Genomic DNA, 12,151 nt, shown 5'->3' on the forward strand with positions numbered 1-12,151 from the left:
TCGCCCACTGCGAGGGCGCCGCGGCCGCCATACGGTCGCGCCAGCTCTGCGTCAGACAGAGTTGGTTCGATCAGTGTCGGTACCGAGTGCCCGATGAGTCGGTGATTCGGTACGTTCCGAGTGTGCCTTCATCGTACAGGTGCTAGGCAAGACGCACCTGGGATTACGAGAAGTGAGACCCCCGCCACCTGCGATTGCCCCCGCACCGCCCCAAGACACCCCCACGCGGGCCCCCGCCCGGCCCTACATTGCCGCGACCCTCAGGCCGCCGCCCCCCTCATCGCTGCGCGTCCGGCAGCCCCAGCCAGCCCACCAGCTTGCCGCCCTGTGCGACGGCCCGCAGCCGCTGCTCGGCCGCGTCGCGCACCGGGTCCGTGGCCACCACCAGGAGTTCGTCGTCGTGCCGCAGTACGGTCGTCGGGCCCGGCACGAAGGATGTGCCCTCGCGCACGATCAGGGTGACGGCGGACCCCGTGGGCAGCCGTAGCTCGCTGATCTCGACGCCGTGCAGCCGGGAGCCCTCCGGGACGGGAACCGAGAGCAGATGGCCGCGCAGGCGCTCCAGGGGCGCCGACTCGATGCCCAGGTCGGCGGCCTCCGTGCCCTTGCCGATGCCGAGGAGTCTGGCGAGGCCGGGCAGGGTGGGTCCTTGCACCAGGGTGTAGACGACGACGAGAACGAAGACGATGTTGAAGATCTCCTCGCTGTTGTCGACACCGTTCACCATCGGGATCGTGGCGAGGATGATGGGCACGGCGCCGCGCAGCCCGGCCCAGGACATCAGCGCCTTCTCCTGCCAGGGCATCCGGAACGGCAGCAGGCCCGCCACGACGGACAGCGGCCGGGCGACCGCGGTCAGGATGAGGCCGATGATCACCGCGGGCCAGATGTCGTCGAGCAGCCGGTGCGGCGTGACCAGCAGGCCGAGCAGGACGAACATGCCGATCTGGGCGATCCAGCCGACGCCTTCGGCGAAGCCGCGGGTGGCCGCCCAGTGCGGGAGCTTGGCGTTGCCGAGCACCATGGAGGCCAGGTAGACGGCGAGGAATCCGCTGCCGTGGGCGATGGCCCCGGCGGCGTAGGCGGCGACGGCGATGGCCATCACCGCGATCGGATAGAGACCGGACGCGGGCAGCGCCACATGCCGGAGCCCGTACGCGCCGAGCCAGCCCACCGCGAGCCCGATGGCCGCGCCGATGGCCAGCTCCAGGGCTATCTCCCCGACCAGGGCGTACCAGTGGTGCACCGGCCCCGCGGTGGAGAAGGCCACGACGAGGATCACCACCGGGGCGTCGTTGAACCCCGACTCCGCCTCCAGGACCCCGGTGATACGGGACGGGAGCGGCACCCTGCGCAGCACCGAGAAGACGGCCGCCGCGTCCGTCGAGGACACCACCGCGCCGATGATGAACGCCTGCCGCCAGTCGAGCCCGACCAGGTAGTGCGCTCCGGCGGCCGTGACGCCGACGCTGATCGCGACGCCGACGAGCGCCAGGGAGGCCGCGGCGGGCAGCGCCGGCTTGATCTCTTTCCACTTGGTGCCCAGGCCGCCCTCGGCCAGGATCACGACCAGTGCCGCGTAACCGATGACCTGGGTGAGCTGGGCGTTGTTGAAGGTGACGTTGCCTATGCCGTCCTGGCCCATGGCGACGCCGATGCCGAGGTAGAGCAGCAGGCTCGGCAGCCCACTGCGGGAGGAGAGGCGCACCGCGACGACCGCGACGAGCAGGACGAGTGAGCTGATGAGCAGAAGCTGGTTGAGGTCGTGGACAGACAGGGGCTGATCCTTCCGTCGTGCGAGCCATGATGCTTCGTTACGTTACCTAAGCTTTAACGCGCTCTTGACGCACGCCCCCGCGCTCCGTCTAGCATCTCCGAACCTTCGTTCGATGCCGGTTTCCGACTCCGCGTCCGGGGCCGTATCGCCCTGCGCCTATGGTTGCTCCAGCACTCCAGGACCCGCACAAGCCCCGCCCTGCCGCTCGCGAAGGACAGCAAGGACAGCGATGCCCTCCAACACCAACGCCTCTTCCGGTCGCAAGTCCGGTAGGAAGAAGGGGCGCCGAGCCCGACTGATCGTGATCGTCCTGGTCCTGGCCGTCGTAGGAGGCATCGGTTTCGGCGCGTACTGGAGCATCAGCACCGTCCGCGCCTCCTTCCCGCAGACCAAGGGCTCCATCGACCTGAAGGGCCTGTCGGGCACGGTCGAGGTCAAGCGCGACGGCAACGGCATTCCGCAGATCTACGCCGAGACCGACGAGGACCTGTTCATGGCACAGGGCTTCGTGCAGGCGCAGGACCGCTTCTGGGAGATGGACGTACGCCGCCATATGACCTCCGGCAGGCTCTCCGAGATGTTCGGGAAGAGCCAGGTCAAGACCGATGAGTTCCTGCGCACTCTCGGTTGGCACCGCGTCGCCAAGAAGGAGTACGACTCCAAGCTCTCGCCGAAGACGAAGAAGTACCTCCAGGCGTACGCCAAGGGGGTCAATGCCTACCTCGACGGCAAGGACGGCAAGGAGATCTCCGTGGAGTACGCGGCGCTCTCCTTCGAGAACGACTACAAGCCGCAGCGCTGGACGCCCGTCGACTCGATCGCCTGGCTCAAGGCCATGGCCTGGGACCTGCGCGGCAACATGCAGGACGAGATCGACCGCGCCCTGATGACGAGCCGCCTCGGCCCGTCGCAGATCAAGGACCTCTACCCGGAGTACCCCTTCGACCTGCACAAGCCCATCGTGCAGGAGGGCCGCTACAACGAGGTCACCGAGAAGTTCGGCGGCGACGACTCGACGGGCGGGCAGACGGGCACGGGAACGGGTACTGGTACGGGTACAGGGACCGGCACGGGAACGGGCACCGGAACCGGCACAGGTACGGGCACGGGAACCGGCACCGGCACGGGAACCGGCACCGCGGGCACCGGCGGCGCCCAGAACCCCGGCAGCGGCCTGCAGTCCCAGCTCTCCGGCCTCTCCGACGTCCTCGACAAGATCCCGGACGCGGGCCTCGGCTCGAACGGCAACGGCATCGGGTCCAACTCCTGGGTCGTCGCCGGGGCGCACACCATCACCGGCAAGCCGCTCCTCGCCAACGACCCGCACCTCGCGCCGCAGCTGCCGTCCGTCTGGTACCAGATGGGCCTGCACTGCAAGTCCGTGTCGGCCAAGTGCCAGTACGACGTCAGCGGCTACACCTTCTCCGGCCTGCCCGGCGTGGTCATCGGCCACAACAAGGACATCGCCTGGGGCATGACGAACCTCGGCGCCGACGTCACGGACCTGTACCTGGAGAAGTTCACCGCCGACGGCTACCAGTACGACGGCAAGATCGTGCCGTTCAAGCCCCGCGAGGAGAAGATCAAGGTCGCGGGCGGCAAGACCAAGACGATCACGGTCCGGGAGACGAACAACGGCCCGCTGATCTCCGACCGCGACGACGAGCTGGTCAAGGTCGGCAAGAAGGCCCAGGTCGACGCGTCCGCACCGGACCGCGGCGACGGCTACGGCATCGCCCTGCGCTGGACCGCCCTGGAGCCCGGCAAGTCCATGGACGCGGTCTTCGAGCTGAACAAGGCGAAGAACTTCAAGGAGTTCCGCAAGGCCGCCGCCGACTTCGAGGTGCCCTCGCAGAACCTGATCTACGCCGACACCGAGGGCAACATCGGCTACCAGGCGCCCGGCAAGATCCCCACCCGCGGCAAGGGCGACGGTTCGCTGCCCGCGCCCGGCTGGGACCCCGACTACCGCTGGGGCGACCCGATCCCGCAGGACGCGCTGCCGTACGAGTACAACCCCAAGCGCGGCTACATCGTCACCGCCAACCAGGCCGTGATCGACGACGACGGCGGCAAGAAGTACCCGTACAAGCTCACCTCGGACTGGGGCTACGGCGCGCGCAGCCAGCGCATCGAGGACCTCATCAAGTCCAAGACGAAGAACGGCGGCAAGATCTCCACGGAGGACATGCGGCTGATGCAGACGGACAACAGCAGCGAGATCGCCCGGCTGCTCGTGCCCAAGCTGCTGAAGATCGACATCAACGACAAGCACGTCCGTGAGGCCCAGAAGCTCCTGGAGGGCTGGGACTACACGCAGGACGCCGATTCGGCCGCCGCCGCGTACTTCAACGCCGTCTGGCGCAGCATCCTGCAGCTCGCCATCGGCAACAAGCTGCCCAAGGAGCTGCGCGTCAAGGGCCAGTGCCTGTCCGTCGAGCCGACGGGCAACACCCGCCCGGCCGACGAGGAGAACCGGGTGCGCGAGTGCGGCGAGCGCGACGCGGACTCCGCCCAGCCCGACGGCGGCGACCGCTACTTCGAGGTCATCCGCAAGATCCTCGACGATCAGGACAACGACTGGTGGAAGACGCCGGGCACGCGCACCGACAAGGAGACCAAGAACCGCGACCAGCTGTTCGCGCGGGCCATGGAGGACGCCCGCTGGGACCTGACGGCCAAGCTCGGCAAGGACATCGACACCTGGAGCTGGGGGCGCCTGCACACCCTCACGCTGAAGAACCAGACGCTCGGCACCGAGGGCCCCGGCTGGCTCCAGTGGGTGCTCAACCGCGGCCCCTGGAAGCTCGGCGGCGGCGAGGCCACGGTCAACGCCACCGGCTGGAACGCGGCCGGCGGCTACGGAGTGATCTGGGTGCCGTCGATGCGGATGGTCGTGAACCTGAAGGACCTCGACAAGTCCCGCTGGATCAACCTCACCGGCGCCTCCGGGCACGCCTACAGCGACCACTACACCGACCAGACCGGCAAGTGGATCAAGGGCGAGCTGCTGCCGTGGGCCTACTCCGAGAAGGCCGTCGAGGACAGCACGAACGACACGCTGGTGCTCAAGCCCTGACGGACGGATGACATGACGAAAGGGCCCTCCACGCGCGCGTGGAGGGCCCTTTCGCCGTACGGGACGGCGCACGAGACGTCGTACGGGACGGCGACGCCCCGCGGAAGCGCGCCCGCCGCTCACGTGAAGCGGCGCACCGCCGACGGCGTCACCACGGCGTGCACCGGCCGGTCGTGCGCCTCCCCGGGGACGTGCGCGACCACTTCGGAGTCGTACAGGAGCACCACGAGCGCGGGGGAGAGCGCCGCGCGCTCAAGGCGGGCGAGCACCCGGTCGTACGATCCGCCGCCGCGGCCGAGCCGCATCCCGCGCGTGTCCACCGCGAGCCCCGGGAGCAGCACGGCGTCGGCCTCCAGGACGGCGTCCGGTCCGAGGCGCGGCCCCGCGGGTTCCAACAGCGTCATCTTTCCCGCGTGTTGGACGGGGGCGAGGGAGCTGGGCCCGTCGTACGCGGCCCAGTCCAGGTCGTTGTCCGGGAGCAGAACGGGCAGCAGGACACGTGTCCCGCGCGCGTGGAGGGTGTCCAGGAGGGCACGGGTGCCGGGTTCGGTGCCCACGGAGACGTACGCCGCGACCGTCCCGGCGCCGGAGAGTTCGGGCAACTCCAGGGCGCGCTCGGCGAGGGCGGCGGCCGTCTTCCGCGTGTCACCGGGCGTCAACCCACGTCTTACCGCGAGGATCTCCGCACGCAATGTGCGCTTGTTTCCCTTGCCCGGGCCGGGTTGATCCATGGTGAACTCACAAATCCTTCCTATTGTGCGTACATGTGGGCCTCTATTCCGGAGCCACAGATTTCACACATAGGCACCGGTTAAGGTAACGCTCATGACTGAGTCTCCCCCCAAGATCACCAAGGCTGTCATCCCAGCAGCGGGACTTGGCACTCGCTTCCTGCCCGCCACGAAGGCCACGCCCAAGGAGATGCTGCCGGTCGTCGACAAGCCGGCGATCCAGTACGTGGTCGAAGAGGCTGTCGCCGCGGGCCTGGACGACGTCCTCATGATCACGGGCCGCAACAAGCGCCCCCTGGAGGACCACTTCGACCGCAACTACGAGCTGGAGTCGGCCCTCGCGAAGAAGGGCGACGAGTCCCGGCTCGCGAAGGTCCAGGAGTCCAGCGACCTGGCGACCATGCACTACGTCCGCCAGGGCGACCCCAGAGGACTCGGTCACGCCGTCCTGTGCGCCGCCCCCCACGTCGGCCGCGAACCCTTCGCCGTGCTCCTCGGCGACGACCTGATCGACCCGCGCGACCCGCTGCTCGCGCGCATGGTCGAGATCCAGGAGCGGCACGGGGGCAGCGTCATCGCGCTCATGGAGGTCGCGCCCGAGCAGATCCACCTCTACGGCTGCGCGGCCGTCGAGCCCACCGCCGACGGCGACGTCGTGAAGGTGACCGACCTGGTCGAGAAGCCGGAGGCGGGGGACGCCCCGTCGAACTACGCGATCATCGGCCGCTATGTCCTCGACCCCCACGTCTTCGACATACTGCGCAAGACCGAGCCGGGCCGCGGCGGCGAGATCCAGCTCACCGACGCGCTCCAGCAGCTCGCCGCCGACGAAAAGATCGGCGGCCCGGTGCACGGTGTGGTCTTCAAGGGCCGCCGCTATGACACCGGCGACCGCGGCGACTATCTGCGTGCCATTGTCAGACTCGCGTGCGAACGTGAAGACCTGGGCCCGGACTTCAAGGCCTGGCTTCGCAGTTACGTCACCGAGGAGATGTAGCACTTGAGCAGCAGCGGCACGACGACGCACCACACCACCGGCCGGGACCGCCTCTGGTCGGTGGACGAGCACCTGGACGACATCCTCGCGACCGTCCGCCCCCTGGAGCCCATCGAGCTCCAGCTCCTCGACGCCCAGGGCTGTGTCCTGATCGAGGACGTCACGGTGCCCGTCTCGCTGCCGCCGTTCGACAACAGCTCCATGGACGGGTACGCGGTGCGGGTGGCCGACGTCGCGGGCGCCAGCGAGGAGTTCCCGGCCGTCCTCACGGTCATCGGGGACGTCGCCGCGGGCCAGGCCGAGCAGCCCACCGTCGGCCCCGGCGAGGCCGCCCGCATCATGACCGGCGCCCCGCTGCCGCCCGGCGCCGAGGCCGTCGTGCCCGTGGAGTGGACCGACGGCGGGCTCGGCCAGGGCCCCGCCGCCGGCATGCGCGCCCACAGCGCGGCCCCCGAGGGCGCCTCCGGCGAGGTCCGCGTGCACCGCCCCGCCGAAGCACGCGCCCACGTGCGCGCGCGGGGCAGCGACGTCCGCGCCGGGGACCGCGCCCTCACCGCGGGCACGGTCCTGGGTGCCCCGCAGATCGCCCTGCTCGCCGCGATCGGCCGGGGCACGGTCAAGGTGCGCCCGCGCCCGCGCGTGGTCGTCATGTCCACCGGCAGCGAACTGGTCCAGCCCGGCGAGGAGTTGGCCGAGGGGCAGATCTACGACTCCAACAGCTTCGCCCTCACCGCCGCCGCCCGCGAGGCCGGAGCCATCGCCTACCGCGTCGGCGCGGTCACCGACGACGCCGAGATCCTGCGCTCCACCATCGAGGACCAGCTGATCCGCGCCGACCTGCTCGTCACCACGGGCGGCGTCAGCGTGGGGGCGTACGACGTCGTCAAGGAGGCCCTGGACTCCATCGGCGACCCGGACGACGAGGAGGGCCTGGGCGCGGGCGGCGGGGTGGAGTTCCGCAAGCTCGCCATGCAGCCGGGCAAGCCGCAGGGGTTCGGCACCATCGGCCCCGACCACACCCCGCTCCTGGCCCTGCCGGGCAACCCGGTGTCGTCGTACGTCTCCTTCGAGATGTTCGTACGGCCCGCCGTGCGCGCCCTGATGGGCCTGCCGGACGTCCACCGGCCCGCCGCCAGCGCCCGGCTCACCGCCGACAAGGCGCTGACCTCGCCCGCCGGACGGCGCCAGTTCCTGCGCGGACGCCACGACGCGGACGCGGGCACGGTGACGCCGGTCGGCGGCTTCGGGTCGCATCTGATCGCCGCCCTCGCCCACGCGGACGCCCTGATCGTCGTCCCCGAGGACACCACGTCCGTGGAGCCGGGCGCGGACGTCGACGTGGTGCTGCTCGGCTGACGGGCCCCGCCGCCCGGGCGGGCGCGCGGCTCGGGCGGGGCGGCGCCGGGGCGGTACTGTGTCGCGCACAGCAGGCCCGCGCACCGCACCGCGCGGGGCCCGGACCGGGAGCGCCACAGCACATGAGCACGCAGCAGCGACTGACGCACATCGACGAGGCGGGCGCCGCCCGCATGGTCGACGTATCCGAGAAGGACGTGACCGCCCGCACCGCGCGCGCCGGCGGCCGGGTCCTGGTCTCGCCCCGCGTGATCGAACTGCTGCGGGGGGAGGGCGTTCCCAAGGGCGACGCCCTGGCGACCGCCCGTATCGCGGGCATCATGGGCGCCAAGCGCACCCCCGACCTGATCCCGCTGTGCCACCCGCTGGCCGTCTCCGGAGTGAAGGTCGACCTGAGCGTCGCCGACGACGCCGTGGAGATCCTGGCCACCGTGAAGACGACCGACCGCACCGGCGTCGAGATGGAGGCCCTCACCGCGGTCACCGTCGCCGCGCTCACCGTCATCGACATGGTCAAGGCCGTCGACAAGGGCGCCGTCATCACGGACGTGCGGGTCGAGGAGAAGACGGGCGGCAAGTCCGGCGACTGGAACCGGCGGGGAGCGGGGGCATGACCCACCGCGCGCCCGCCGACTCCGGGGCGGCGGCCGAGGGGAGCGAGGGCCTGGCGTACCGGGCACTCGTCGTCACCGCCTCCAACCGCGCCGCCGCGGGCGTCTACGCCGACAAGGGTGGTCCGATCCTCGCCGAAGGCCTCGCCGCCCTCGGCTTCGCCGTCGAAGGACCGCGCGTGGTGCCGGACGGCGACCCCGTCGAGCGGGCCCTGCGCGAGGGCGTCGCCGCCGGGTACGACGTCATCCTCACCACCGGCGGCACGGGCGTCTCGCCCACCGACGCCACCCCCGAGGCGACCCGCCGCGTCCTCGACCACGACGTCCCCGGCATCCCGGAGGCGATCCGCGCGTACGGCCGCGAGAAGGTGCCCACCGCCGTGCTCTCCCGGGGCCTCGCCGGGGTCGCGGGGCGCACGCTGATCGTGAACCTGCCGGGTTCGAGCGGCGGTGTGCGCGACGGACTCGCCGTTCTCAGACCCCTGTTGATCCACGCCGTCGACCAGCTGCGCGGCGGCGACCATCCGAGGACCGACGGGGGTGCGAGCTGAACAGCCCCAGCTGGCCCGCCGAGCTGACGGACGGCGATGTCGTCCTGCGGCCGATAAAACTGCGTGACCAGCGCGCCTGGCGGGAGGTCAACCGGCGCAACCGCGACTGGCTGCGCCCCTGGGAGGCCACGATCCCGCCGCCCACCCCCAGCGGCCCGGTCGCCCACCGCCCCACCTACCGGCAGATGGTCCGACACCTGCGCGCCGAGGCGAACGCGGGCCGCATGCTGCCGTTCGTCATCGAGTTCCAGGGCCGCCTCGTCGGGCAGTTGACGATCGCCGGGATCACCTGGGGGTCGATGTGCTCGGCCCATGTGGGCTACTGGGTCGACGAGTCGGTCGCGGGGCGCGGGGTGATGCCGACCGCCGTGGCGCTCGCCGTCGACCACTGCTTCCGCACCGTCGGGCTGCACCGCATCGAGGTCTGCATTCGGCCCGAGAACGCGCCGAGCCGTCGGGTCGTGGAGAAACTCGGATTCCGCGAGGAGGGGCTCAGGCCCCGCTATCTCCACATCGACGGGGCCTGGCGCGACCACCTGGTGTTCGCGCTCACCGTGGAAGAGGTCCCCGAGGGGCTGCTGCGCCGCTGGCAGCAGGCACGTCCGCAGAACACCGCGTGACGTCGTCCGCAGGACACCACGTGACACCGCGTGACGTCGTCCGCAGCGCGTGGAGCGGGCGCCTGACGGGCCGTCGCGCCCCCGGCACGGCACAATGCTGCCACTCTCATAAATGAAATACCTGTTCGAAATTGATCGGTGAGTGACCGTTAAATTCGGTGCCGCGTCGGCCTGTTGATCGCATCAGTCACAAAAAAAGTTCGAGATATCAGCCAGATCGTGCGACACACCGGCTCAATTGGCGGATGGCCTCGACAAAACCCCTCTACCGTGTGAGGCGTGAGCAGCAGCGGCCTCATCTACGCAGTCATCGTCGGGGCCTGGGCCGCCTACTTGGTGCCGATGTGGCTCCGTAGGCAGGACGAGCTCAACGAAGCTCGTCCGACGGAACGCTTCAGCACCGCCATCCGGCTGCTGTCCGGACGGGCGGGAATGGAGCGCCGGTACGCCAAGGACCTGCAAGCGCGCTCGCCTGAGGAGGAGGAGTCGCGCAGCGACCCGGACGCCGTGACCGACTCGGTCGACGTCCGGGCCTTCGCCGTGCCTCCGGGAGCGGAACGCGAGGGGCGCGCCACGGACTCCCGCGGCCGCCCCCCGGCCGCCCGGCCCCAGGCCCGCGCGTCCGCCGCCGAACAGGCCAAGCCCGGCGCGCAGGCGCGCGTCGGCGCGCGCCCCGCCGCCAAGCCGGGGTCCGGGCAGGGGTCGGGGCAGGGGCCCAGGACGGCCGGGGGCTCCGGCGCGGAGCGGGGCCAGAGCCAGGGGCATGGACAGGGCCAGGCGCACGGACAGGGCCACGGGCAGAGCCAGGGACAGAGCCAGGGGCCGTCCGCGGCCGCCCGGCGTGCCGCCGCTGCCGACGCCGCCGCGCGCGCCCGCCGCACGAAGGTGCTCGCGCGCCGTCGCCGCACCACGGTGATGCTGTTCCTCACGTTCACGGTCGGCACGATCGTCGCGGCCGTCGGCGGCTTCGCGTTCCTGTGGGCGCCCGCCTTCCCGGCCGCGCTGCTGAGCGCGTACATCGTCTATCTCCGTCGCCAGGAGCGGCGCCGCTTCACGTACACGATGGACCGGCGCCGGGCCGAGGCCGCCGCGCGGCGGCTGCGCGAGCGGCAGCCGCGCGGGCGCGAGGCGAGCCCCGAGCCCGCCGCCGAGGAGCCCGCACCGGAGCCGGAGACCGGCCTGTCGGCGCTCGCCGCCGACCGCCGCGCCCTCGTCGAGCAGACCGACCACGCCGAGTGGGTCGACCAGCAGCGCGAACGCCAGCACGGCCCCGGCCGCGCCGACAGCTGGGACCCGGTCCCGGTGCCGCTGCCGACGTACGTGACGGCGCCGGTCGCCCCGCGCGCCCCCGGCAGCGTCGACCTGGGCGCCCCCGACACCTGGAGCTCGGCCCGGTCCAGCACCGCCGAGCCCGCCGCCGACCGCGGGCCGGTGCCCGAGGCCGCGGCGCCCGCCGAGGACCAGCGGGCCGACGGCGGCGAGGGCGACGAGGGCGGAGCCGACGGCGGCCGCAGCGACGCCCGCCGCGCGGCCTCCGCCCGCCGCTCCCGCGAGCGCGGCCGCACCCCGCTGTTCGACCAGTACGACGACGGCGCCGACGGGCGCCCGCGCGCCGCCAACGAGTGACGGGCGGGCCGGGCGACCTCCCGTGAGGCCCCGTCGGCCCGCCTCCCCGACCGGCCCGGGTGCACCTTCCCGACCGGCCCGGGCGGGCCTTCACGACCGGCCCAGGTGTGCCTTCCTGACCAGCGCGGGAACGGATTTCCAAGCACCCGGATGGGGATGCTAGAGTTTCACTCGTTGCAAGGGCCTGTGGCGCAGTCCGGTAGCGCACCTCGTTCGCATCGAGGGGGCCAGGGGTTCAAATCCCCTCAGGTCCACTGCACAACCGTTCTTGAGGAAGCTCAAGTCGGTGACAGAGATCCCGTCCGATCACTTCGATCGGACGGGATCTCTGCGTATCTGAGCCAGTTTCAAGGGCAGCCAGGTGGGCGCTGCCCTGGTGCTCAGTCAGTAGGCGACCGTCCCGCTGACGTCGCGGTTGAACTTCAGGTAGAACTTCGTCCCGTTGAGGACGTCCTTGGCCGCGGTTCCCCACTGGCCGGCCCGGATGGTCGTCGGGGCGTTGCAGGCGTGGTTCTTCCAGCAGGTCCGCACGCTGATCGTGGCGTTGGGCTTGATGTTGATGTCCGCGCAGTTGGCCGTCGTGTAGGCCCAGTTCGGGTACTTGGGCCACACCTTGTTCGCCGTGGTGAAGGCCTTGCCGCTGCCGTAGCAGGACCGGGCCGTCGAGGGCGCCGCGGTGGCCGCCCCGGTGGTGGCGGCTGCTGCTCCTCCGGTCATCAGGAGCGCTGCGGTCACGATGCCGACGGTGCGGAAGGAACGGGTGCGCATGGATGTTCCCCGGTTTCTTCTCGTGGGCTACCCCG

10 protein-coding genes and 1 tRNA gene are annotated in these 12,151 nt (G+C 71.1%); 8 read left to right on the forward strand and 3 right to left on the reverse strand.

Annotated elements, in window-relative coordinates; genetic code table 11:
* Positions 1 to 277 precede the first annotated feature (277 nt).
* Positions 278 to 1,777 carry a potassium/proton antiporter gene (locus ACZ6BG_RS24135; RefSeq protein ID WP_469005261.1) on the reverse strand — a complete coding sequence of 500 codons (1,500 nt, stop codon included), beginning with the start codon at positions 1,775 to 1,777 and terminating at the stop codon, positions 278 to 280.
* Positions 1,778 to 2,006: 229 nt separating this feature from the next.
* Here ACZ6BG_RS24135 and ACZ6BG_RS24140 point away from each other — a divergent pair, with 229 nt between their 5' ends.
* The gene (locus ACZ6BG_RS24140) at positions 2,007 to 4,856 is read left to right on the forward strand and encodes a penicillin acylase family protein (protein WP_469004794.1); all 2,850 of its coding nucleotides are present in this window, start codon (positions 2,007 to 2,009) and stop codon (positions 4,854 to 4,856) included.
* A 119-nt stretch (positions 4,857 to 4,975) separates the two neighbouring features.
* Here ACZ6BG_RS24140 and ACZ6BG_RS24145 read toward each other — a convergent pair whose 3' ends face one another.
* Positions 4,976 to 5,587, reverse strand: a complete 612-nt coding sequence (locus ACZ6BG_RS24145; RefSeq protein WP_469004796.1) for a 5-formyltetrahydrofolate cyclo-ligase — start codon at positions 5,585 to 5,587, stop codon at positions 4,976 to 4,978.
* Positions 5,588 to 5,681: 94 nt separating this feature from the next.
* Here ACZ6BG_RS24145 and galU point away from each other — a divergent pair, with 94 nt between their 5' ends.
* From galU to ACZ6BG_RS24180, 7 genes are all read left to right on the forward strand, one after another.
* A complete protein-coding gene (galU, locus tag ACZ6BG_RS24150) occupies positions 5,682 to 6,584 on the forward strand; it encodes a UTP--glucose-1-phosphate uridylyltransferase GalU (RefSeq protein WP_469004798.1) in 903 nt (300 codons plus the stop codon).
* A gap of 3 nt (positions 6,585 to 6,587) precedes the next feature.
* The gene (glp, locus tag ACZ6BG_RS24155; protein WP_469004800.1) at positions 6,588 to 7,940 is read left to right on the forward strand and encodes a molybdotransferase-like divisome protein Glp; all 1,353 of its coding nucleotides are present in this window, start codon (positions 6,588 to 6,590) and stop codon (positions 7,938 to 7,940) included.
* Positions 7,941 to 8,062: 122 nt separating this feature from the next.
* Complete coding sequence (moaC, locus tag ACZ6BG_RS24160) at positions 8,063 to 8,554, forward strand: cyclic pyranopterin monophosphate synthase MoaC (RefSeq protein ID WP_469004803.1); 492 nt, start codon at positions 8,063 to 8,065, stop codon at positions 8,552 to 8,554.
* A complete protein-coding gene (locus ACZ6BG_RS24165) occupies positions 8,551 to 9,102 on the forward strand; it encodes a MogA/MoaB family molybdenum cofactor biosynthesis protein (protein WP_469004806.1) in 552 nt (183 codons plus the stop codon). The genes moaC and ACZ6BG_RS24165 overlap by 4 nt, the downstream gene beginning before the upstream one ends.
* Positions 9,099 to 9,722 (forward strand): GNAT family N-acetyltransferase, encoded by a 624-nt coding sequence (locus ACZ6BG_RS24170; RefSeq protein ID WP_468462213.1) that lies wholly within the window; start codon positions 9,099 to 9,101, stop codon positions 9,720 to 9,722. The genes ACZ6BG_RS24165 and ACZ6BG_RS24170 overlap by 4 nt, the downstream gene beginning before the upstream one ends.
* Positions 9,723 to 10,001: 279 nt before the next feature.
* A complete protein-coding gene (sepX, locus tag ACZ6BG_RS24175) occupies positions 10,002 to 11,348 on the forward strand; it encodes a divisome protein SepX/GlpR (RefSeq protein WP_469004808.1) in 1,347 nt (448 codons plus the stop codon).
* A gap of 180 nt (positions 11,349 to 11,528) precedes the next feature.
* Positions 11,529 to 11,602: transfer RNA gene (locus ACZ6BG_RS24180), tRNA-Ala, on the forward strand.
* 130 nt (positions 11,603 to 11,732) lie between these two features.
* Here the strand turns inward: ACZ6BG_RS24180 and ACZ6BG_RS24185 are convergent.
* On the reverse strand, positions 11,733 to 12,116 hold the full coding sequence (locus ACZ6BG_RS24185; protein WP_469004810.1) for a hypothetical protein: 384 nt from the start codon (positions 12,114 to 12,116) through the stop codon (positions 11,733 to 11,735).
* Positions 12,117 to 12,151: the final 35 nt, after the last annotated feature.

The sequence above is a fragment of the Streptomyces sp. NPDC041205 genome (assembly GCF_055591765.1).

Excerpts from the sequence above, each read along its gene's own strand:
- ACZ6BG_RS24185 (WP_469004810.1), bottom strand. The coding sequence starts at position 12,116 with ATGCGCACCCGTTCCTTCCGCACCGTCGGCATCGTGACCGCAGCGCTC.
- galU (WP_469004798.1), top strand. The coding sequence starts at position 5,682 with ATGACTGAGTCTCCCCCCAAGATCACCAAGGCTGTCATCCCAGCAGCG.
- ACZ6BG_RS24145 (WP_469004796.1), bottom strand. The coding sequence starts at position 5,587 with ATGGATCAACCCGGCCCGGGCAAGGGAAACAAGCGCACATTGCGTGCG.
- ACZ6BG_RS24165 (WP_469004806.1), top strand. The coding sequence starts at position 8,551 with ATGACCCACCGCGCGCCCGCCGACTCCGGGGCGGCGGCCGAGGGGAGC.
- ACZ6BG_RS24140 (WP_469004794.1), top strand. The coding sequence starts at position 2,007 with ATGCCCTCCAACACCAACGCCTCTTCCGGTCGCAAGTCCGGTAGGAAG.
- moaC (WP_469004803.1), top strand. The coding sequence starts at position 8,063 with ATGAGCACGCAGCAGCGACTGACGCACATCGACGAGGCGGGCGCCGCC.